Annotated in this window: 19 protein-coding genes; 15 read left to right on the top strand and 4 right to left on the bottom strand. The window is 60.2% G+C overall.

Translation table 11 applies throughout. From position 1 onward, the window contains the following. Positions 1-99: 99 nt before the first annotated feature. The 10 genes from BK667_RS06625 to pdeM all read left to right on the top strand — a co-directional run bounded on the left by BK667_RS06625 (position 100) and on the right by pdeM (position 13,271). A complete protein-coding gene (locus BK667_RS06625) occupies positions 100-2,550 on the top strand; it encodes a penicillin acylase family protein (protein ID WP_123597122.1) in 2,451 nt (816 codons plus the stop codon). A gap of 198 nt (positions 2,551-2,748) precedes the next feature. Next, a complete protein-coding gene (locus tag BK667_RS06620; protein WP_123597121.1) occupies positions 2,749-3,783 on the top strand; it encodes a ligase-associated DNA damage response exonuclease in 1,035 nt (344 codons plus the stop codon). After that, positions 3,780-5,468 (top strand): ATP-dependent DNA ligase, encoded by a 1,689-nt coding sequence (locus BK667_RS06615; protein ID WP_123597120.1) that lies wholly within the window; start codon positions 3,780-3,782, stop codon positions 5,466-5,468. The genes BK667_RS06620 and BK667_RS06615 overlap by 4 nt, the downstream gene beginning before the upstream one ends. Positions 5,469-5,781: 313 nt before the next feature. Next, positions 5,782-6,564 carry a transporter substrate-binding domain-containing protein gene (locus BK667_RS06610; RefSeq protein WP_123512061.1) on the top strand — a complete coding sequence of 261 codons (783 nt, stop codon included), beginning with the start codon at positions 5,782-5,784 and terminating at the stop codon, positions 6,562-6,564. Positions 6,565-6,620: 56 nt separating this feature from the next. Continuing rightward, positions 6,621-7,349, top strand: a complete 729-nt coding sequence (locus BK667_RS06605; RefSeq protein WP_123512059.1) for an ABC transporter permease — start codon at positions 6,621-6,623, stop codon at positions 7,347-7,349. Then, positions 7,346-8,056 carry an ABC transporter permease gene (locus BK667_RS06600; RefSeq protein ID WP_123512057.1) on the top strand — a complete coding sequence of 237 codons (711 nt, stop codon included), beginning with the start codon at positions 7,346-7,348 and terminating at the stop codon, positions 8,054-8,056. Before BK667_RS06605 ends, BK667_RS06600 begins: the two co-directional genes overlap by 4 nt. 13 nt (positions 8,057-8,069) lie before the next feature. Further along, positions 8,070-9,188, top strand: coding sequence for a succinylglutamate desuccinylase/aspartoacylase family protein (locus BK667_RS06595; protein ID WP_123597119.1), 1,119 nt, complete (start codon positions 8,070-8,072; stop codon positions 9,186-9,188). Between the two features lie 13 nt (positions 9,189-9,201). Then, positions 9,202-9,966: an ABC transporter ATP-binding protein gene (locus BK667_RS06590; RefSeq protein WP_123405923.1), complete on the top strand. Its 765-nt coding sequence runs from the start codon at positions 9,202-9,204 to the stop codon at positions 9,964-9,966. A 162-nt stretch (positions 9,967-10,128) separates the two neighbouring features. Beyond that, positions 10,129-12,615 carry a ligase-associated DNA damage response DEXH box helicase gene (locus tag BK667_RS06585; protein WP_123597118.1) on the top strand — a complete coding sequence of 829 codons (2,487 nt, stop codon included), beginning with the start codon at positions 10,129-10,131 and terminating at the stop codon, positions 12,613-12,615. Next, the gene (gene pdeM, locus BK667_RS06580) at positions 12,615-13,271 is read left to right on the top strand and encodes a ligase-associated DNA damage response endonuclease PdeM (RefSeq protein ID WP_123597117.1); all 657 of its coding nucleotides are present in this window, start codon (positions 12,615-12,617) and stop codon (positions 13,269-13,271) included. The genes BK667_RS06585 and pdeM overlap by 1 nt, the downstream gene beginning before the upstream one ends. 151 nt (positions 13,272-13,422) lie before the next feature. Here pdeM and BK667_RS06575 read toward each other — a convergent pair whose 3' ends face one another. Then, a complete protein-coding gene (locus tag BK667_RS06575; protein ID WP_123405914.1) occupies positions 13,423-13,632 on the bottom strand; it encodes a hypothetical protein in 210 nt (69 codons plus the stop codon). A gap of 106 nt (positions 13,633-13,738) precedes the next feature. Continuing rightward, complete coding sequence (gene dcd, locus BK667_RS06570) at positions 13,739-14,305, bottom strand: dCTP deaminase (RefSeq protein ID WP_054047011.1); 567 nt, start codon at positions 14,303-14,305, stop codon at positions 13,739-13,741. Between the two features lie 354 nt (positions 14,306-14,659). Between dcd and BK667_RS06565 the strand changes: the two genes are divergently transcribed. Further along, on the top strand, positions 14,660-14,869 hold the full coding sequence (locus BK667_RS06565; RefSeq protein ID WP_002554837.1) for a cold-shock protein: 210 nt from the start codon (positions 14,660-14,662) through the stop codon (positions 14,867-14,869). Positions 14,870-15,053: 184 nt separating this feature from the next. On the opposite strand, the gene BK667_RS06560 is transcribed toward BK667_RS06565, so the two are convergent. After that, positions 15,054-16,061, bottom strand: coding sequence for a DUF481 domain-containing protein (locus BK667_RS06560; protein ID WP_123512049.1), 1,008 nt, complete (start codon positions 16,059-16,061; stop codon positions 15,054-15,056). A gap of 164 nt (positions 16,062-16,225) precedes the next feature. Here BK667_RS06560 and BK667_RS06555 point away from each other — a divergent pair, with 164 nt between their 5' ends. The 4 genes from BK667_RS06555 to BK667_RS06540 all read left to right on the top strand — a co-directional run bounded on the left by BK667_RS06555 (position 16,226) and on the right by BK667_RS06540 (position 20,999). Further along, the gene (locus BK667_RS06555; RefSeq protein ID WP_123512047.1) at positions 16,226-16,579 is read left to right on the top strand and encodes an MGMT family protein; all 354 of its coding nucleotides are present in this window, start codon (positions 16,226-16,228) and stop codon (positions 16,577-16,579) included. Between the two features lie 43 nt (positions 16,580-16,622). Continuing rightward, entirely contained in the window at positions 16,623-18,182 is a 1,560-nt protein-coding gene (locus BK667_RS06550; protein WP_123512045.1) for an AmpG family muropeptide MFS transporter, read from the top strand. Between the two features lie 130 nt (positions 18,183-18,312). Further along, complete coding sequence (locus BK667_RS06545) at positions 18,313-20,028, top strand: proline--tRNA ligase (protein WP_123512043.1); 1,716 nt, start codon at positions 18,313-18,315, stop codon at positions 20,026-20,028. 17 nt (positions 20,029-20,045) lie between these two features. Next, complete coding sequence (locus BK667_RS06540; RefSeq protein ID WP_123597116.1) at positions 20,046-20,999, top strand: hypothetical protein; 954 nt, start codon at positions 20,046-20,048, stop codon at positions 20,997-20,999. Positions 21,000-21,122: 123 nt separating this feature from the next. On the opposite strand, the gene dinB is transcribed toward BK667_RS06540, so the two are convergent. Then, positions 21,123-22,184, bottom strand: coding sequence for a DNA polymerase IV (dinB, locus tag BK667_RS06535; protein ID WP_123405903.1), 1,062 nt, complete (start codon positions 22,182-22,184; stop codon positions 21,123-21,125). Between the last annotated feature and the right edge of the window lie 345 nt (positions 22,185-22,529).

Raw genomic sequence — 22,529 nt, 5'->3', positions numbered from 1 at the left:
GATCACCGTGAAGAAATAACCGCGCCCCGCTTGCGCGGCCACCTCCTGCTCACTAACGTAGCGCCTTTATTGCGTTACTACCCCCGCAGGAGCTTTGCCATGGCCTCGCCAGCCCTCACACATTTTCTTCCCCGGTTCGGCGTTGCCGCAGCAGTGGCCGGTGTTTTGAGCCTGACCGGTTGTCAGACCTGGAACACTCAGGACACCCTCCCGCCGACCACCGGCGTGCAGCCGCTCAAGGGCCTGGCGCAGAACGTTTCGGTGCGACGCAATGCCATGGGCATGCCGTTGATCGAAAGCAACAGCTTCCACGACGCGCTGTTCACCCTGGGCTACGTCCACGCCAGCGACCGCCTCACGCAAATGGTGACCATGCGCCTGCTGGCCGAGGGCCGTCTGGCGGAGATGTCCGGCCCGGACCTGCTCGACGCCGACCGCTACATGCGCGCGGTCAACCTGAAGAAAAGCGCCGGTGAGCTGTACAAAGCCTCCTCGCCACGGCTCAAACGCTTCTTCGAAGTCTATGCCCGGGGCGTCAACGCCTACCTGTTCCGCTACCGCGACAAGCTGCCGGCGGACCTCGCGGCCAGCGGTTACAAGCCTGAATACTGGAAGCCGGAAGACTCGGCGCTGATTTTCTGCCTGCTGAATTTCAGTCAGTCGGCCAACCTGCCGGAAGAAATCTCCTCGCTGGTGCTGGCGCAAACCGTCACCACCGACAAACTGCCGTGGCTGACGCCATCCGCTCCCGACGAAAAACTGCCGTTGGGCGAAGCGGACAAGCTCCAGGGCATCAAGCTCAACGGCGCGATCCCCGGTCTGTCGCAAATCACCAAAGCCACCGGGCAACTGTCCGACCTGAGTTTGCTCGGCGCCACCTCGTCGAACAACTGGGCGATCGGCCCACAACGCAGCCGCAGCGGCAAAAGCCTGTTGGCCAGCGACAGCCACGGACCGATGGGCGTGCCGTCGTTGTTCAGCTACGTGCAGATCCGCGCGCCGAAATATCAGGCGGCGGGCGTGAGCATCGCCGGCCTGCCGATGGTGCTCGGCGGTTTCAACGGCAAAGTGGCGTGGAGCATGACCACGGTCATGGGCGATAACCAGGACCTGTTCCTGGAAAAAATCAAACGCCAGGGCAATGGCCTTACCTATGAAGTCAACGGCAAATGGCTGCCGGTGGTGGTGCGCAACGAAACCTACTTCGCCAAAGGCCAGCGCCCGTTGCGCGAAGCGGTGTACGAAACCCGCCACGGGCCACTGCTCAACAGCGCCCAGGGCCTGAGCATGGCCAACGGTTTCGGCCTGGCCTTGCAGACCCCGAGCTTCACCGATGACAAGACTCTGGACGCGTTTTTCGACCTGTCCCGGGCGCAAACCGTCGAGAAGGCCTCGGACGCCAGCCGTGAAATTCGCGCCATCGCCCTGAATCTGGTGTTTGCCGACGCCAGCAATATTGGCTGGCAAGTCACCGGTCGCTACCCGAACCGCCGCGAAGGCGAAGGCCTGTTGCCGTCGCCAGGCTGGGAAGGTCGCTACGATTGGGACGGTTACGCCGACCCGATGCTGCACCCGTACGACCAGGACCCGGCCCAGGGTTGGCTCGGCACGGCCAACCAGCGGGTCATCCCCCACGGCTACGGTATGCAGTTATCCAATTCCTGGTCGGCCCCGGAACGTGGCGAGCGCATGGCCGAACTGGCCGGCGCCGGCAAACACGACAGCCGCAGCCTGATCGCGATGCAGTACGACCAGACCACCACGTTCGCCGCCAAACTGAAGAAGATGTTTGAAGCGCCGGGCATGGCCCAGCCGCTGAAACAGGCAATCGACGCGCTGCCGGAAGCCGATCGTGGCAAGGCGCGCGAGGCGTTGACCCGTTTGATGGCGTTCGACGGCAAGCTCAGCCCGACGTCCAGCGATGCGGCGATCTATGAGCTGTTTTTGCAGGAAAGCGCCAAGCAGATCTTCCTCGACGAACTCGGCCCGGAAAGCAGCCCGGCGTGGAAAGCCTTTATCGCCAACGGCAAATTGTCCTACGCAGCCCAGGCCGATCACCTGCTCGGTCGCGAAGACAGCCCGTTCTGGGATGACGCGCGTACCCCGCAGAAAGAAGACAAACCGGCGATCCTAGCCCGTAGCCTGGCGGCGGCCATCAGTGCCGGCGACAGTCAGTTGGGCGGCGATCACAAGGCCTGGCAGTGGGGCAAACTGCATCGCTACGAGTGGAAGAATGCCAGTGGCCAGACCGTGCGCGGTCCGCTGGCCGCCGGCGGCGATCACACCACGCTGAACACCGCGGCGTTTGCCTGGGGCCAGGACTTCAACACCACGCTGGTGCCGTCCATGCGCTTTATCGTCGACTTCGGCCAGACCGAACCGTTGATGGGCCAGAACGGTACAGGCCAGTCCGGCAACCCGGCCAGCCCGAACTACCTCGACAGCATCGATCCGTGGCTCAAGGGCCAGTACATGAGCCTGCCGATGCAGCCGCAGAACTTCGACAAGGCGTATGGCAAGGCGCGGTTGACCCTGACACCCGGCAAGTAACCCGTGATTGATCGTTCCCACGCTCTGCGTGGGAATGCCTCTAGGGACGCTCCGCGTTCCAATGGGACGCGGAGCGTCCCGGGCTGCATTCCCACGCAGAGCGTGGGAACGATCATTTCATCTGCCCTGAAAACTCGATAGAACTTCTAGCCTCGCAAAAACCTCTTAGCTAACAAATCCCTCCATTTTGGTAACAACATGGATCTTGTTATCGCGCGCCCCGAAGGTTTGTACTGCCCCGCCGGGGATTTCTATATCGACCCGTGGCGCCCGGTGGAGCGCGCGGTGATTACCCATGCCCACGGTGATCATGCTCGAACCGGCAATCAACATTACCTGGCCGCGGCCCCCGGCGAAGGGATCCTGCGTACGCGCCTGGGCCAGGACATCAACCTGCAAACCCTGCCTTACGGCGATCGCTTGCTGCACCACGGCGTCACCCTGAGTTTTCACCCCGCCGGCCACGTCCTCGGTTCAGCCCAGGTGCGTTTGGAATACGGCGGCGAAGTCTGGGTCGCCTCGGGGGATTACAAGATCGAACCCGACGGCACCTGCGCACCGTTCGAACCCGTGCGCTGCCACACCTTTATCACCGAATCGACCTTCGGCCTGCCGATCTACCGCTGGCAGCCCCAGGCGCAGGTATTTGCCGAAATCAATCAGTGGTGGCAGGCCAACCTCGCGGCCGAAAAGACCAGCGTGCTGTTCTGCTACTCCTTCGGTAAGGCCCAGCGCATTCTCCACGGCATCGACGCCCGGATCGGCCCCATTCTGGTGCATGGCGCGGTGGAACCGCTCAACCGGGTTTATCGCGACAGTGGGATTTATCTGCCACCCACGATTTATGCCGGTGAGGTCAAAAAGAACGACCCGATCATGCGCCAGGCCCTGGTCCTCGCCCCGCCCTCGGCCGGTGGCAGCAGCTGGATGCGCCGGTTCGGCGACTACAGCGACGGTTTCGCCAGCGGCTGGATGCGGCTGCGCGGCACGCGGCGCCGGCGCGGGGTGGATCGGGGTTTCGTCCTTTCGGACCATGCCGACTGGCCCGGCCTGCTCTGGGCCATCGAACAGACCGGGGCCGAACGGGTGATGGTCACCCACGGTTCGGTCGCGGTGCTGGTGCGGCATCTGCGCGAACAAGGGCTGGATGCCCAGGGCTTCAGTACCGAGTACGGCGATGATGAAGAAGACCACGCCGCCGTCACCCCGGAACCCGCCGAGGTGCTGCCATGAAAGCCTTCGCCGAGTTGTACGCCGAACTCGACGCCACCACCTCGAGCAACGCCAAACTGGCGGCGATGCAGGCTTACTTCGCCCACGCCACGCCGGAAGATGCCGCGTGGGCGGTGTACTTTCTCTCGGGCGGCCGGCCTCGGCAGTTGGTACCGGTGCGCGCGCTGCGGGAACTGGCAGTGGAAATCTCCGGGCTCTCGACGTGGCTGTTCGAAGAGAGTTATCAAGCCGTCGGTGATTTGGCGGAAACCATCTCGTTGGTGCTACCCGAAACCGCCCACAGTTCCACCGATGGGCTGGCGGTGTGGATTGAAGACAAACTGCTGCCCCTACGCGGTGAAACCCCGGAGTTCCTGGGCCGAAGACTGCCTGCCCTGTGGGCGCAACTGGACCGCCCGAGCCTGATGCTGTGCATCAAATTGATCACCGGCAGTTTTCGCGTCGGTGTTTCCAAATTACTGGTTACACGGGCACTGGCCGCCATGGCCGGGCTCGACAGCAAACGGGTGGCCCAACGGCTGGTGGGTTACACCGACCTGTCCAACCGTCCGACGGCGGCCCACTACCTCAAACTTATCGCGCCGCCCTCCTCCGACGAACATGCCCAGCGTGGTGGCCAGCCATACCCGTTTTTCCTCGCCCACGCCCTGTCACAACCGGTGGACCAATTCGAGGCGCTGCTCGGCCCGCCCAGCCAATGGCAAGTGGAATGGAAGTGGGACGGCATCCGCGCCCAACTGGTCAAACGCGAGGGTCGGTTGTGGGTCTGGTCCCGGGGCGAGGAACTGGTCAGCGAGCGTTTTCCCGAACTGGATGCCCTGACCCACGCTTTACCGGATGGCACGGTGATCGACGGGGAAATCGTCGCCTGGAAAGTCACGCATCCAGCCACCGAGGACGCCTTCGACCCACAATCAACAACGCCCCCCGCGGTGCAACCCTTCGCCCTGCTGCAACAACGGATCGGTCGTAAAACCCTGGGTAAGAAAATTCTCGACGATGTGCCGGTGGTGTTACTCGCCTACGACCTGCTGGAATGGCAAGGCGAGGACTGGCGCAACCATCCTCAGGCCGAACGGCGCACCCAATTGGAGCAGGTCATCGCCAGTTGCAACAGCCCGGTGCTACTGGCATCGCCTGTGCTGACCGGGGAAGATTGGTTTGACCTCGCCCGGCAACGGGAAGCGTCTCGCCGACTCGGCGTCGAAGGCATGATGCTCAAGGCCCGGGATGCGCTGTACGGCGTGGGCCGGACCAAAGACATGGGCGTCTGGTGGAAGTGGAAAGTCGACCCGTTCAGCGTCGATGCAGTGTTGATCTACGCGCAGCGGGGTCATGGCCGCCGGGCGAGTCTCTTCAGCGACTACACGTTCGCCGTGTGGGACGGCCCACCCGACGCCAGTGAACGGACGCTGGTGCCCTTCGCCAAGGCTTATTCAGGGCTGACCGACGAAGAAATGCGCCAGGTCGACAGCATCGTGCGTAAAACCACCGTGGAGAAGTTCGGGCCGGTGAGCAGTGTGAAGCCGAGCCTGGTGTTTGAGCTGGGGTTTGAGGGGATCGCCCTGTCGCGACGGCACAAGAGCGGGATTGCGGTGCGGTTTCCCAGAATGTTGCGTTGGCGCCAGGATAAATCCGTGGAAGAAGCCGATAGCCTCGCAACCCTGCAAGACCTCCTGACCTAAACCCAATCCCCTGTGGGAGCGAGCCTGCTCGCGAATGCGGTGTATCAGAAACCTCTCTTTTAACTGACACTCCGACTTCGCGAGCAGGCTCGCTCCCACAGAGAGATTCGCGGCAGCCTGTTCTATATTGGTGCAAGAAATTTCCGTCGCCCATTTTCGTGCACAAATGCGTCACAACCTTTTCTTTATTCACCTTTTAAAACGCTTGTTCGGGACTCTGGTTCGGAAATTGCTACTTTCATTAGGTCTTACGCTTTCCAGTAACAATAATTCTGCGCCACAAGCGCTCATATTGGTTCTTAGGGATTGAATAATGAAAAAAGCATTGCTGACCCTTTCTGCACTGGCGTTGTGCATGGCTGCCGGCTCCGCGCTGGCCAAGGAGTACAAAGAACTGCGTTTTGGCGTTGACCCTTCCTACGCACCCTTCGAGTCCAAAGCGGCTGACGGTAGTCTGGTGGGCTTCGACATCGATCTGGGCAATGCGATTTGCGCCGAGCTGAAGGTCAAGTGCAAATGGGTCGAAAGCGATTTCGACGGCATGATTCCGGGCCTCAAGGCCAATAAATTCGACGGTGTGATCTCTTCGATGACCGTCACCGAAGCCCGCGAAAAAGTCATCGACTTCTCCAGCGAGCTGTTCTCCGGCCCAACCGCTTACGTGTCGAAGAAAGGTTCTGGCATTACCACTGACGTGGCTTCGCTCAAGGGCAAAACCGTCGGTTACGAACAAGGCACCATCCAGGAAGCCTACGCCAAAGCCGTTCTGGACAAGGCTGGCGTGAAAACCCAGGCCTATCAGAATCAGGATCAGGTGTATTCCGACCTGACTTCCGGTCGTCTTGACGCCGGTGTCCAGGACATGTTGCAAGCCGAACTGGGCTTTTTGAAGTCGCCACAAGGTGCCGATTACGAAGTCAGCAAGCCGATTGATGCGCCCCTGCTGCCAGCCAAAACAGCTGTCGGTATCTCGAAAGGTAACAAAGAGCTGAAGGCACTTCTGGATAAAGGTATCAAAGCGTTACACGACGATGGCACCTACGCCACCATTCAGAAGAAACACTTTGGCGATCTGAATCTGTACAGCGGCAAATAATGCCCGGCGCCCATCTCGCGATGGGCGCTTTTTTTACTCGATCAGGTTGCTGATTTATGTTCGAAAACCTATTACAAAACCTGGGGCTCTCTGCCTTCAGCCTCAAGGGCTTCGGTCCTTTGCTGTTGGAAGGCACCTGGATGACCATCAAATTATCGGCGTTGTCGCTGCTGGTGGCCGTTTTACTCGGCTTGCTGGGCGCCAGTGCCAAACTGTCGAAATCCAAATTGTTGCGCCTGCCGGCCCAGCTCTACACCACGCTGATTCGCGGCGTACCGGACCTGGTGCTGATGCTGCTGATCTTCTACAGCCTGCAAACCTGGTTGACGACGTTCACCGAATACATGGAATGGGAATACATCGAGATCAACCCGTTCAGCGCCGGGGTCATCACCCTGGGCTTCATTTACGGCGCGTACTTCACCGAAACTTTCCGCGGGGCGATCCTTGCCGTGCCGCGGGGTCAGGTCGAAGCCGCCACGGCCTATGGCCTCAAACGCGGCCAGCGCTTCTGGATCGTGGTGTTCCCGCAGATGATGCGTTTCGCCCTGCCGGGCATCGGCAACAACTGGATGGTGATGCTCAAGGCCACCGCCCTGGTGTCGATCATCGGCCTCGCCGATCTGGTCAAGGCTGCCCAGGACGCCGGTAAAAGCACCTATCAACTGTTTTACTTTCTGGTGCTCGCCGCGTTGATTTACCTGTTGATCACCAGCGTATCCAACTTCGTCCTGCGCAAGCTTGAACGCCGCTACGCCGCCGGCTCCCGGGAGGCCGTACGATGATCGAACTCTTGCAGGAATACTGGAAACCCTTCCTTTATAGCGACGGTTACCACATCACCGGCCTGGCCATGACCATGTGGCTGCTCAGCGCCTCGATCTTCATCGGTTTCCTGGTGTCGATCCCGTTGTCCATCGCCCGGGTCTCGCCGCACTTCTACATTCGCCTGCCGGTGCAGTTCTACACCTACCTGTTCCGTGGCACACCGCTCTATATCCAGTTGCTGATCTGCTACACCGGGATTTACAGCCTGGCGGCCATCCGTGCACAACCGGTACTGGATGCGTTCTTTCGCGATGCGATGAACTGCACCATCCTGGCCTTCGCCCTGAACACCTGTGCCTACACCACGGAGATTTTCGCCGGGGCGATCCGCAGCATGAACCACGGTGAAGTCGAAGCGGCCAAGGCCTATGGTCTGACAGGCTGGAAGCTGTATGCCTACGTGATCATGCCGTCGGCCCTGCGTCGCTCGTTGCCTTATTACAGCAACGAAGTGATTCTGATGCTGCACTCGACCACCGTGGCGTTCACCGCGACCATCCCGGACATCCTGAAAGTTGCGCGGGACGCCAACTCGGCGACCTTCCTGACCTTCCAGTCGTTCGGCATTGCCGCGCTGATCTACCTGACCGTGACCTTTGCCTTGGTCGGCCTGTTCCGCCTCGCCGAACGCCGATGGCTGGCCTTCCTCGGGCCGACTCACTAGGATTTTTCACACAATGCGCCACCAGAAACATGACTTGCTGGCCCCGCTGCCGGGGACCGCACGACAGATCCACAGCTTTCACTTCGGCCCCGCGTCGGGCAAAGGCAAGATCTACATCCAGTCGTCCCTGCACGCCGATGAAATGCCCGGCATGCTGGTGGCCTGGCACCTCAAGCAACGCCTGGCGGAACTGGAAGCCGCCGGCCGCCTGCGCAGCGAAATCGTGCTGGTGCCGGTGGCCAACCCGGTCGGCCTGGAACAGGTGCTGATGGATGTGCCATTGGGCCGCTACGAGCTGGAGAGCGGGCAGAATTTCAATCGCTGGTTTGTCGATTTGAGCGAAGAAGTCGGTAACGAGATCGAAGGCCAGCTCGGCGACGATCCGCGGCACAACCTCGAACTGATCCGCACCAGTCTGCGCAACGCCCTCGCCCGGCAGAGCGCCAGCACTCAACTGCAATCCCAGCGCCTGACCCTGCAACGGCTGGCCTGCGATGCCGACATGGTGCTGGACCTGCATTGCGATTTCGAAGCCGTTGCGCACCTTTACACCACGCCCGAGGCCTGGCCGCAGGTCGAGCCGCTGGCGCGCTACATCGGTGCCGAGGCGAGTCTGCTGGCCACCGATTCCGGCGGTCAGTCGTTCGATGAATGCTTCACGTTGCTGTGGTGGCAGGTGAAGGAGCGCTTCGGCGAACACTTCGATATTCCGCTGGGCAGTTTCTCGGTTACCGTCGAATTGCGTGGCCAAGGGGATGTGTATCACCCGTTGGCCAGCAATGACTGCCAGGCCTTGATCGATTACCTGATTCACTTCGGCGCCATCGCTGGCGAAGCGGCGCCCCTGCCCGAGCTGCCCTACCCGGCCACGCCGCTGGCCGGCGTCGAACCGGTAGCCACGCCGGTCGGCGGGTTGCTGGTGTTCACCGCGCGGCCTGGGCAATACCTGGAAGCCGGGCAGTTGATTGCCGAAGTCATCGACCCGATCAACGATCAGGTCACCCCAATCCATTGCACCGCCGCCGGGCTGATGTACGCCCGTTCGCTGCGACGCATGGCCACTGCCGGCATGGTGATCGCCCACGTCGCGGGCACCGAAGCCTATCGCAGCGGCTACCTACTTTCGCCTTGAGGATGCATGCCCCATGTACAAATTGACCATCGAAGGCCTGCATAAAAGCTACGGCGATCACCAGGTACTCAAAGGTGTTTCACTCAAGGCCAAGACCGGCGACGTCATCAGCCTGATCGGCGCCAGCGGCTCGGGGAAAAGTACCTTCCTGCGCTGCATCAACTTTCTCGAACAGCCCAACGATGGCGCCATGAGCCTGGATGGCCAGAACATCCGCATGATTCAGGACCGTCACGGCATGCACGTGGCCGATGCCGATGAACTGCAACGGATTCGTACGCGCCTGGCCATGGTGTTCCAGCACTTCAACCTGTGGAGCCACATGACCGTGCTGGAAAACATCACCATGGCGCCACGCCGGGTGCTGGGTTGCAGCAAGCAGGAAGCCGAAGACCGCGCCCGGCGCTACCTCGACAAGGTGGGGCTGGCGGCGCGTGTTGCCGATCAGTACCCGGCGTTTCTCTCCGGTGGTCAGCAACAACGTGTGGCGATTGCCCGCGCGCTGGCGATGGAGCCGGAAGTCATGCTGTTCGACGAACCGACCTCGGCCCTCGACCCGGAACTGGTGGGTGAGGTACTGCGCGTGATTCAGGGGCTGGCCGAAGAAGGCCGGACCATGATTATGGTGACTCACGAAATGAGCTTCGCCCGTAAGGTGTCGAGTCAGGTGTTGTTTCTGCACCAGGGGTTGGTGGAGGAAGAAGGCGCGCCGGAGGATGTGTTGGGCAGTCCGAAGAGCGAGCGGCTCAAGCAATTCCTCAGCGGCAACCTCAAGTAACCTGCCACCGTGCCCCTGTAGGAGCAAAGCTTGCTCGCGATGGCGCCCCTGAGATCGCCATCGCGGGCAAGCCTTGCTCCTACAAGCCTGCGTTACGTCATTAAACCTTTCGCCTCCCGCTGCGGTCACTGAAAGAGGACTTTCAGAGCGCACACCGCGGGCATGGGCACCTCCCCCGACTACGCAAAACACTGGTTCGCCGCCCGCGGCTGGAAGCCGTTCGCCTTCCAGAAACTGGTGTGGATGGCGGTTAAACGCGGCGAGTCCGGGTTGCTGCATGCCAGCACCGGTGCCGGTAAAACCTATGCGGTGTGGTTCGGTGCGCTCAATCGCTTCGCTTCTGCTGTCGCCCCCGTTGAAACACCTCGCAAACGCAAATTCATTGCGCCACCGCTGACAGTGCTGTGGATAACCCCGATGCGTGCGTTGGCCGCCGACACCGCCCGTGCGCTGGAAGCGCCGCTGGCTGATTTGCACATACCGTGGAGCGTCGGCCTGCGCACCGGCGACACCAGCAGCAGCGAACGCGCCCGTCAGAGCCGGCGCATGCCCACCACACTGATCACCACCCCGGAAAGCCTGACCCTGATGCTCGCCCGTGCCGATGCGCAAACCGCGCTATCAACCTTGCGCATGGTGGTGGTCGACGAATGGCACGAACTGCTCGGCAACAAACGCGGGGTGCAACTGCAATTGGCCCTTGCCCGTTTGCGCCGCTGGCATCCCGAGTTGATCGTCTGGGGCGTTTCCGCGACGCTCGGTAATCAGTCCCACGCCGAACAGGTCCTGATCCCACAGGGTAGCGGCGTCAGCGTTCAGGGCCAGAACGGAAAAGACCTACGCGTCGATACGCTGCTGCCGCCGGCTATCGAGCGTTTCCCCTGGGCCGGGCATATCGGGTTGAAGATGTTGCCGCAGGTGGTCGCCGAACTCGACTCCAGCCCCAGCACGCTGGTGTTCACCAACACCCGCGCTCAATCGGAGATCTGGTATCAGGCGTTGCTGGAAGCGCGTCCGGATTGGGCCGGGTTGATTGCCTTGCATCACAGTTCGCTGTCACGGGAAACACGTGACTGGGTCGAGCGGGCACTCAAGGACGGGCAACTCAAAGCGGTGGTCTGCACCTCCAGCCTCGACTTGGGCGTAGATTTCCTGCCGGTGGAACGGGTGCTGCAAATCGGCTCGGCCAAAGGCGTGGCGCGACTGATGCAGCGTGCGGGGCGCTCCGGGCATGCACCGGGGCGCGTATCTCGGGTGACGTTGGTGCCGACCCACAGCCTGGAACTGATCGAAGCCGCCGCCGCGCAGGACGCCGTGGCGCAGCGGCGGATCGAACCGCGGGAATCGCCCTACAAACCGCTGGATGTACTGGTGCAGCATCTGGTCAGCATGGCGTTGGGCGGTGGGTTTGTACCCGATGAGCTGTACGAAGAAGTACGCGGCGCCTGGGCTTATCGGGACCTTACGCCGGCGGATTGGGCCTGGGCGCTGGCTTTCGTACGCCACGGCGGATTTTCCCTGACAGCCTATCCGGATTATCGCCGGGTCGAACCCGATGAACACGGCGTGTGGCGTGTGCCAGATGCGCGGCTGGCACGGCGGCATCGCATGAGCATCGGCACCATCGTCAGCGATGCGAGCATTCAGCTGAAGTTCTGGAGCAAGGGTGGTGGCGGCAAGCAATTGGGCAGTGTCGAGGAAGGCTTTATCGCTCGCCTGAAACCCGGGGATGGGTTTCTGTTCGCCGGGCGTTTGCTGGAATTGGTGCGCGTGGAAAACATGACCGCGTACGTGCGGCGCAGCAACGTGAAAAAAGCCGCGGTGCCGCGCTGGAATGGCGGGCGGATGCCGCTGTCCAGCGAGTTGGCCCAGGCGGTGGTCGCGCGGTTCAGTGCGGCGGCAGCGGGTCAGTTTGTCGGCCCGGAGATGACGGCGCTGCGTCCGCTGTTAGAGGTGCAGGAACGCTGGTCAGGGCTGCCGACCGTTGATTCCCTGCTGGCGGAAGCACTCAAGTCCCGTGAAGGCTGGCACTTGTTCCTCTACCCGTTCGCCGGGCGCCAGGTGCATCTGGGCCTGGCGAGCCTGTTGGCCTGGCGGGTAAGTCAGCGGCAGGCCGTGACGTTTTCGATTGCGGTCAACGATTACGGCCTGGAATTGCTCAGTGCAACGCCCATTGACTGGTCCCTTCATTTGAATCCCGATTTATTCAGCGCCGAGCACTTGCTGCCCGACGTTCTCGCCAGCCTCAACGCCGGTGAACTGGCGCTTCGGCGTTTCCGGGAAATCGCGCGGATTGCCGGATTGGTGTTCGCCGGTTACCCCGGCGCGCCCAAAAGTACGCGACAGGTCCAGGCATCGAGCGGTTTGTTCTTCGAAGTATTCAAGCAATACGACGCCGACAACCTGTTGCTGGCACAGGCCGGGGAAGAAGTCCTACGGGAAGAATTGGATATTCGGCGACTGGAGCAGACCTTGGCCCGCATCAACCGTCTTAAATTCGATCTGCATCAGATCAAACGTCCTACGCCTTTGGGCTTTCCGCTGCTGGTGGAGCGGATGCGCGAAAGCATGAGTTCCGAGAAACTGGCGGATCGCATCAGACGAATGGTCGGCGATCTCGAGAAAACCGCCCAGACCGGGAAAGTTTGATGGGCACGCCTTATCCTGTGCGTCTGGCCGGTGAAGAACTCTGGTTGCTACCCGAGAAAGCGGTCTACTGGCCTGCCCAGCAAGCCTTGCTGATCGCCGATGTGCATTTCGGCAAGGCAGCGGCCTATCGCAACCTCGGCCAGCCTGTGCCACGGGGCACGACCGCGCAAAACATCGCGGTACTGGACGAATTGCTGGCCGCCCTGCCCTGTCGCCAGTTGATATTCCTCGGGGATTTTCTCCACGGACCTGGCTCGCACGCGGTGGACACCTTGAGGGCGCTGGCAGACTGGCGAGAACGCCATCGCGATCTGCCGATGACGCTGATTCGCGGCAATCATGACAAACGGGCCGGGGATCCGCCGGCCTCGCTGAACATCCGCGTGGTGCCCGAGCCTTTACTGCTGGGACCGTTTGCCCTGCAGCATGAACCGGATCCGCACCCGAGCCGTCATGTTCTGGCGGGGCATGTGCATCCGGTCTATCGGCTGAACGGCAGAGGTCGTCAAAGCTTGCGCCTGGCGTGTTTCAGGCTCGGGATGGAAATCAGTTTATTGCCCGCGTTCGGCGCGTTTACCGGCGGGTATCAAGTCGATATCGACGAGCGTTGTCGGATTTTCGTTATCGGCGACAACGAAATATGGCCCGTGAACTGACGCTCACCCGACCGACGCTCACCCTCTAGGAGCAAAGCTTGCTCGCGAAGACGGTATATCAGTCGACATCATTTTTGACTGATACACGGCCTTCGCGAGCAAGCTTTGCTCCTACAGGATGACGCATCGTGCGACAAACGCAGGACGCGCATCAAGCCACCGGAGCAGGAGGCGGCTCATCCGGCAGGGTGGGTTCACCGGGTTCGGTCGGCTGTTCGTTGGGGGTATCAGGATCAGGCTGGCCGGGGATGCCCCCTGCCATGTTGATTGGCGGATGTGCCAACAATGACCAGGCCAAAACGCCAATCTGATTGGGCTCAAGCCTTGCCAGTTCGGCACTTATTCGGGGATCGATCTTCATAGGGCACTCCTGAGCAATGGCCCCGTCCGCTGTACGCGAACCGGGCAGTACACCCAATAGAGTGTCTACCCGCTCAAGAATTCCCGGCAACTGTCAGATGGATGGATCAGGTGCGTGGCAGGGTGACGCCGCGCTGGCCCTGATACTTGCCGCCACGGTCCTTGTAGGAGACTTCGCACTCTTCGTCGGATTCGAAGAACAGCATCTGTGCGACGCCTTCGTTGGCGTAGATTTTCGCCGGCAAGGTGGTGGTGTTGGAGAATTCCAGGGTCACGTGACCTTCCCACTCAGGCTCGAGCGGCGTCACGTTGACGATAATGCCGCAGCGGGCGTAGGTGCTTTTACCCAGGCAGATGGTCAGCACGTTGCGCGGAATGCGGAAGAACTCCACGGTGCGGGCCAGGGCGAACGAGTTCGGCGGGATGATGCAGACGTCACTCGTGACATCGACGAAGCTCTTCTCATCAAAGTTCTTCGGGTCGACGATCGCCGAGTTGATGTTGGTGAACACCTTGAATTCACCGGCGCAGCGCACGTCGTAGCCGTAGCTCGACACGCCATAGGAAATCAGCCGCTCGGCACCTTCGCCGCGCATCTGGCGCTCGACGAACGGTTCGATCATGCCGTGCTCTTGCGCCATGCGGCGAATCCACTTGTCCGATTTGATGCTCATGGCGGGTGTCCTGAATAGCGAGGTGGAAAAATTCTGTCCGGCATCTTACAAGGCGCGCGCCTCGGGTTCAAAGTGCGAGGCGTAATTCTCGCCGATCCCCCCTGATTGCCGGGCCTTCCCGTCGAAACGATGCACCGTCAGTCACGAAAACAGAGAAACCTTCGCAGGAAGCATTGGCACGTTCCGGAAAAAGGGTTAAGGTGGCGCCACTGTGCTGCTTGTGTCACTGAGAATCTCTACACGATATGTTGAATTTCGATCCAACCATCTACAAGAATTTTTCCTGCTCTTTGCACTCAGTCTCGGCCAGGGTTCTTCCTGTGTCGCAGTTATCTTTGTTCAAGGAGTTACACCATGTCTAATCGCCAAACTGGTACCGTTAAGTGGTTCAACGATGAAAAAGGCTTCGGCTTCATCACTCCACAATCCGGTGACGACCTGTTCGTTCACTTCAAAGCTATCCAATCCGACGGCTTCAAAAGCCTGAAAGAAGGCCAACAGGTTTCTTTCATCGCTACCCGCGGTCAGAAAGGCATGCAAGCTGAAGAAGTTCAAGTTATCTAACTTGTACTTGCTTTAGTAAAAAGCCCCGCCCTTAAAAGCGGGGCTTTTTTGTGGGCGTATGTTTTTGCCCGCGCAAAAAAAAAGATCGCAGCCTTCGGCAACGCCTACAGGGTGAACGTCCATCCCGTGCAGGCGCTGCCGAAGGCTGCGATCTTTTGCTCTTGTGTCTTGATCGTCTAGCGTATTACCAAGCCACGCCAAACCCTGCGGTATAGCGCGTCTTGTTCAAATCAGCATCGTCGGTCCCGCTGATGATGTCCCGTTCGGCCTTGAGGTTAAGCGACGCCCAGTCGGTGACCTTGTAGCGCAAGCCCATTTCCGCATCGAGGGAGTAATCGGCCACGCCGGACAGCGGCTTGCCCACTTCGCCGTTGGTGAAGAACTCCACCTTCTTGCCAATCAGGTAGCGGTTGTAATCCCACTTCATGGCCACGGAATAGAAGTTGTCCTTGCCGCCATCGCGGTACTCGTAATCGGTGCGGTTGAGCAGCGAACCCAGCGAGAACGCACCCAGCTCGTTATCCCAGAACTGATACCCCGGACCGGTACCGACCACGCGCTGACGGGACAGCTCTTCGACCTTGTCGCGCTTGTAGTTCACGCGACCATCCCAGTACCAGTGTTCGGTGAGGAATCGGTCAAGGGAATACTCGGCACGCCAGTTGTCGGTGGTGACTACATCATTCTGGAATTCACGGTTGTACTCACCCTCTGCGGTATGCCGCCAGCGGCCATGACGGGCCGAAGTTTTGAAACCGACATCGTAGTCGTCGGTGTCCTTCTCGGCGCGCTGGTAATCCAGGGCCATGTCGACATTGCCTTTCCATACCAGATCTTCAACGATCGGCTTGGGCTTGAGAATCTGCTGGATACTCGCCAGCTCGACGGTTTTCGGCGCCTCGCCATTGGCCAGGGTTACCTTGCCATCTTCGGCCGCCTTCAATGATTTGGCTTTCTCACCGTTATAGGCATCCTGCTTGACCAGCAACTCCTGATCGCTTTCCAGGGTTTTGACCTGTTTCCAGTCAATCGGTATCGCACCGGCGTACTCGGTTTGGATCAACAGTTTGCCGCCGTCGAACACGGTGATCTTGCCACTCAATTTGTCACCGTTTTTCAACCATACGGTGTCGGCGAGCAAAGGCGTGGAAGCACTGAAGACAGCGAGGCACAACAAGGTTCTGGACAACATAAGCAGATCGAAGGCTCTGGTTTGCGAAAAAAAGTCGGCATTATCCCAAGGAATAAGGCGCTAGCAAGGACTGACCCGACTATTTCTATTGAGTTCATTTCTCAATTGCCACTTCTGGACTTAATCTGTGGGCGCAAAATCGAATTTCTTCAGGAACTGCGGACGTGACAGACCCGACCACCGAAACCGAAAGCCCGGCGCAAATCCGACGCACGGCGCTCTACTTGACCCTGGCCCAAGTGCCTGAGGGCAAAGTCGTGAGCTACGGACAATTGGCTGAGCTGGCAGGTCTGGGCCGCGCGGCGCGCTGGGTCGGGCGCACGCTGAGTCAGTTGCCCGGCGACACCAAACTGCCTTGGCACCGAGTGCTGGGTGCCGGCGGTCGGATCAGTCTGCCGGTTGGCAGTCCTTCAGGGGATGAACAACGGGCGCGTTTGCGCATGGAGGGCATCAGTATCCTGAACAATCGTGTTGATATTCAGCGTCATGGCTGGCGCCCGGTAGAGCACAGCGGTTAGAGTGCGCGCTTTGTTTCCGTAATCTTGAGGCAGACTTCAGCCCATGCCCCGTAAAACCTGGCGCGCCGCGCTCGCCGCCTATGCCAGCCCATCAACGCTCGTGCTGTTGCTGCTTGGTTTCGCCGCCGGCATGCCCTACATGCTGGTGTTTTCGACGCTGTCGGTCTGGTTGCGTGAGGCCGGTGTGGCCCGCGAAACCATTGGCTATGCAAGCCTGATCGGTTTGGCCTACGCCTTTAAATGGGTGTGGTCACCGCTGCTCGATCAATGGCGCCTGCCACTGCTCGGCAAACTCGGCCGCCGCCGCTCCTGGCTGGTGCTGGCCCAATCGCTGGTGATCCTCGGTCTGATCGGCATGGGTTTCTGCGACCCGCAAAAGCACCTGTCCTGGTTGATCGCCATTGCCGTGGTCGTCGCGTTTGCGTCGGCGACCCAAGACATCGCCGTAGACGCCTATCGCCTGGAAATCGCTGAAGACAGTCGCCAGGCTGCGCTGGCTGCCAGCTACATGTCCGGTTATCGAATCGCAGCACTGCTGGCCACTGCCGGCGCGCTGTTCTTCGCGGAAGGCTTTGGCTCCACCGGCTTCAACTACCAGCACTCGGCCTGGACCGGCACCTATGTGCTGTTTGGCGCCTTGATGATCCCGGCACTGCTGACCACCCTGTTCATGCGCGAGCCGCCGGTGCCACTGCGCACTCAGTTGCAGGCCGGACGCTACAGTTTTGTGCATCAACTGGCGTCGGTGTTTGTATTGATCGTACTGCTGGTGTCCGTACCGGCCATGTTCACCCAGCTCTACAACACTGATTTCGCCAGCGTGCTGTTCAACGGCGTGAGCCTGCTCGATCTGTTGCTCGAAGACCGCGCGTTCCTGCGGGCGATCCTCTACACCACGCTGACCGTCCTGTGCCTGTCCTCCATTGGCCGCCGTGGCCTGGCGCCGGTGCTGACACCGGTCAACGACTTCATTCTGCGCTATCGCTGGCAAGCCTTTCTGCTGCTCGGACTGATCGCCACCTACCGGATGTCCGACACGGTCATGGGTGTGATGGCCAACGTGTTCTATATCGACCAGGGCTTCACCAAGGATCAGATTGCCAGCGTCAGCAAGATCTTCGGCCTGATCATGACCCTGGTCGGTGCCGGCATGGGCGGTCTGTTGATTGTGCGCTTCGGCATCCTGCCGATCCTGTTCATAGGCGGTGTAGCCTCCGCCGGCACTAACCTGCTGTTCGTGATGCTCGCCGACATGGGCGCCAATCTGAACATGCTGATCGTCACCATCTCGCTGGACAACTTCAGTTCGGGCATGGCGACCTCAGCGTTCGTCGCCTACTTGTCGAGCCTGACCAACCTCAAGTTCTCCGCCACCCAATACGCCCTGCTCAGTTCGATCATGCTCTTGCTGCCACGCTTGATTGGCGGTTATTCCGGGGTCATGGTGGAGAAGTTCGGCTATCACAGCTTCTTCCTGATCACCGCCCTGCTCGGCGTTCCGACGCTGCTGCTGATCGCTCTGCATTGGTTCCAGGAGAGCCGCCGGGCCGGCCCGACGCCCAAGCCTGAACCCGTGCAGACGCCGGCCGTGGAAGAGCTGTAGGAAACCTCCCGATTGGCGGGAGGTTTCCCGCCATCAAGCCTCACCGCGGGCCGCACTTCTGTACGTCAGCGGATCTCGCCCGTACAATGCTCCGTCATTTCTCGTCATCAGCAACCGACAACGGCCAACCATGCGCACCAGTCAATTTTTGCTCGCCACACAGAAAGAAACGCCTTCCGACGCGGTCGTCATCAGCCACCAGCTGATGCTGCGCGCCGGCATGATCCGCAAACTCGCCTCGGGCCTGTACACCTGGCTGCCCATGGGCTTGCGGGTAATGCGCAAGGTCGAAGCCGTCGTTCGCGAAGAAATGAACGCCGCCGGCTCGCTTGAAGTGTTGATGCCGAGCACTCAGCCGGCTGAGCTGTGGCAGGAATCCGGTCGCTGGGAAGAGTACGGCCCTGAACTGCTGCGCTTCAAGGATCGTCACGGTCGCGACTTCTGCGCCGGCCCGACCCATGAAGAAGTGATCACCGACCTGATGCGCAACGAGTTGAGCAGCTATAAACAGCTGCCAATCAACGTGTATCAGATTCAGACCAAATTCCGTGACGAAATCCGTCCACGCTTCGGTTTGATGCGCGGTCGCGAATTTATCATGAAGGACGCTTACTCCTTCCACGCGGACCAGCCTTCGCTGCAGATCACCTACGATCGCATGCACCAGGCCTACTGCAACGTGTTCACCCGTCTGGGCCTGAAGTTCCGCCCGGTGGAAGCCGATAACGGCTCCATCGGCGGTGCCGGTTCCCACGAGTTCCACGTACTGGCCGAGTCCGGCGAAGACGATATCGCCTTCAGCAACGGTTCCGACTACGCCGCGAACATCGAGAAAGCCGAAGCCGTACCGCGCGAAACTTCACGCGCCGCGCCGGCCGAAGAGCTGCGTCTGGTCGACACCCCGAACGCCAAGACCATTGCGCAACTGGTTGAAGGCTTTGGCCTGCCGATCGAAAAAACCATCAAGACCCTCGTGGTTCACGCTGAAGAAGCAGGCAAGCTGATTGCCCTGATCATCCGTGGCGACCATGAGCTGAACGAAATCAAGGCCGCTCAACAGCCAGGCGTTGCCAGCCCGCTGGTCATGGCGTCCGAATCCGAACTGCGCGACGCGATTGGCGCCGGCGCCGGCTCCCTCGGCCCGTTGAACCTGCCGCTGCCGATTATCATCGACCGTTCGGTCGAGCTGATGAGCGACTTCGGCATTGGCGCGAACATCGACGACAAGCACTACTTCGGCGTGAACTGGGAACGCGACCTGCCGGTTCCGACCGTGGCCGATCTGCGCAATGTCGTGGCCGGCGACCCAAGCCCGGATGGCAAGGGCACCCTGGAAATCAAGCGCGGCATCGAAGTCGGGCACATCTTCCAGCTGGGCAACAAGTACAGCAAAGCGATGAAGTGCGAAGTGCTGGGCGAGAACGGCAAGCCGGTCACCCTGGAAATGGGTTGCTACGGTATTGGCGTCTCCCGCGTGGTGGCTGCGGCCATCGAGCAGAACAATGATGCCAACGGGATCATCTGGAGCGACACATTGGCGCCGTTCCAGATTGCCCTGGTACCACTGCGCTACGACAACGAACAGGTTCGCGAAGCGACCGACAAGCTGTACGCAGAACTGACTGCGGCCGGTTTCGAAGTGCTGCTGGACGACCGCGACAAGAAAACCAGCCCGGGCATCAAGTTCGCGGACATGGAGCTGATCGGCATTCCTCACCGGATCGTGGTCAGCGACCGCGGCCTCGCCGATGGCAATCTGGAATACAAGAGCCGCACCGAGGCCGAGGCGCAAGCCCTACCGGTCGCTGACGTGCTGTCCTTCCTCCAGGCCCGTATCCGCCGCTGACACCAGATAGAGAAGTCATGTTCAAGCGAAACACCTTAGGCCTCGGTGGTGCCGCCCTGTGCGGCGCCCTGCTGGTCAGCGGCTGTGCCAATCACATGTCACAACGCAGCGAGCACGAGGAACGGGTCGAGCGAAAATTGCTCGATCACAGCCTGCAGATCGATGTCGGTGAGCCCAAGGTGCTTGAGCTGCCGCAACGACGGGTGAAAATCCACGAGCAAAAGACCTTCGAAGTCACCGAATTCGAAGTCACGCGTCACTACGACCGCTATACGCCATACCAACCCTGGCGGGAGGTCTACGAGATCCCGCTGGGCATGGTGGCCATCGTGGCCGGCGTGGGCGCGAACGTGGTCAACGTGTTTGCCCTCGGCAACCTGCCGGACAGCGTGACCAAGGATTGGCTGAGCTACGGGTTCGCCGGGATCAACCCGTTCATGAACGTGCAGTCCCATGGTCGCGCCCAGCAAAACCTGGCCGGCATCGACGAAGTCCAGCGTGACAAGCGCACGGAATACTCGAGCCTGCCCTGGAGCGAGCGCCCGGTACAGGTCAAGGCCGGCAAGGAAACCTTCGACCTGAATACCGACAAAAACGGCGTGTTACGCCTGAACCTGTTGGACAGTCCGTTCGCTGAACATGACATCAACCATCTGAGCCGGCTGCTAATTACGGTCGCCGACGCCCAGGACGACGTGCACACCGACTCGTCTTTGGCGGTTAGCAGCGGCTTGCGGGGCAAGCTGCTCGAAGCTCACGGGTTAATTTACGATGACCTCGAAGACGACGAAGTGAGCCAGTGGGTACACCGGGTCAAACGCCTGTCGGAATTGGGTCTGGAAGAAGAAGCCAGTGAGCTGGAGCAGAGCCTGATCGAACTGACTCGCAACGATCCTGAACTGCAGACCGAATTCCTCAAGTCGCTGACCAAGGATGCCGGGCGATTGGTTGCAGATCCGAACCCGAATTAAAGGCAAAAGCTTCGCGGGCAAGCCTCGCTCCTACAGGTAATCGGTTGAACGCAATATCGCGCACGACATTTATCTGTAGGAGCGAGGCTTGCCCGCGAAGAGGCCCGGACCTTCAACACCGAACTACCGCTCAAACAACTCCATCTGTTCAAACCCTCCCCGCAAATCCTCCAGCCGCACCCCGATCCCCAACAACCGCACCGGTTTGCCGCCGCGATTGAATGCCTGGGTCAACAACAACTGGTAACTCCCCAGATCCCGCCCTGCCCCGGCCTGCTCCAGTGTGGTTTGGGTAAAGTCATGGAATTTCACTTTGACGAACGGCTTGCCCGGCCGATAGCTGCTGTCGATGCGCGCCATGCGCCCGGCCAGGGTTTCCAGCAATTCGGGCAGCTTATCCAGACAGCTCACCAGATCCGGCAGATCCACGTCGTAGGTATTTTCGACACTGATGGACTGTCGACGGTTGTCGTTGTGTACCAGGCGCTCATCGATCCCACGGGCCAGGCTCCAGAGTCGCTCGCCAAAACTGCCGAATTCACGCACCAGCGCCAACTTGTTCCATTCACGTAAATGCGCGCAATCAATGATGCCGAGCCGGGCGAGCTTATCGGCAGTCACCTTGCCCACGCCGTGCAGCTTGCTCACGGGCAGACCACTGACAAAGTCTTCCACCTGATCCGGCGTGATCACGAACAAGCCGTTGGGCTTCTTCCAGTCACTGGCGATCTTGGCCAGGAACTTGTTCGGCGCCACGCCCGCCGAGACGGTGATGTGCAACTGATTGGAAACCCGACGCCGAATATCCTGGGCGATTCGCGTGGCGCTGCCGCCGAAATGCGCACTGTCCGACACGTCCAGGTAAGCCTCATCGAGGGAAAGCGGCTCGATCAAGTCAGTGTAATCGCTGAAGATCGTATGAATTTCCTTCGACGCTTCTCTATAGGCGTCCATCCGCGGCTTGACGATGGTCAGGTCCGGACACAGCTTCAAGGCATGCCCGGAGGACATCGCCGAACGCACGCCATAGGCCCGGGCTTCGTAATTGCAGGTGGCGATCACCCCGCGCCGGTCCGCCGAGCCACCCACCGCCAGTGGCTTGCCGGCCAGACGCGGGTCATCACGCATCTCGATGGCGGCGTAGAAGCAGTCACAGTCGACGTGGATGATTTTGCGTTGAGTCATATAAAAGCGGTGTTCATGGTAAAGAAATGACGTAATGACGAGCCGGATCGGCAGTATCTCACTGACACCTGTATATAGCACCAGTACTCTGAATCTTCTTTATCTGCTGTAGGAAAAGGCCCGATGAATTTATTTTCTCAATCGAATAACACCTGTCGATAGAGCTGAAAGCCTTGCCATGCCTGCGTTGCAGCGCTGCCGCCCTCTCCTTTTTGCACCTAAGCGATTGAACAGGAACAGGTTTTCTTCACATTGAAGGTTGACACCCCTGCGTTCCTCTGTAGAATGCCGACACACAGACGCGGGATGGAGCAGTCTGGTAGCTCGTCGGGCTCATAACCCGAA

Origin of the sequence: Pseudomonas frederiksbergensis (assembly GCF_003732705.1) — a bacterium.
GTDB classification, from domain to species: Bacteria; Pseudomonadota; Gammaproteobacteria; order Pseudomonadales; family Pseudomonadaceae; genus Aquipseudomonas; species Aquipseudomonas frederiksbergensis_F.
The sequence above is the reverse complement of the archived record's forward strand: the minus strand, read 5'-3'. Positions and strand labels throughout refer to the sequence as shown.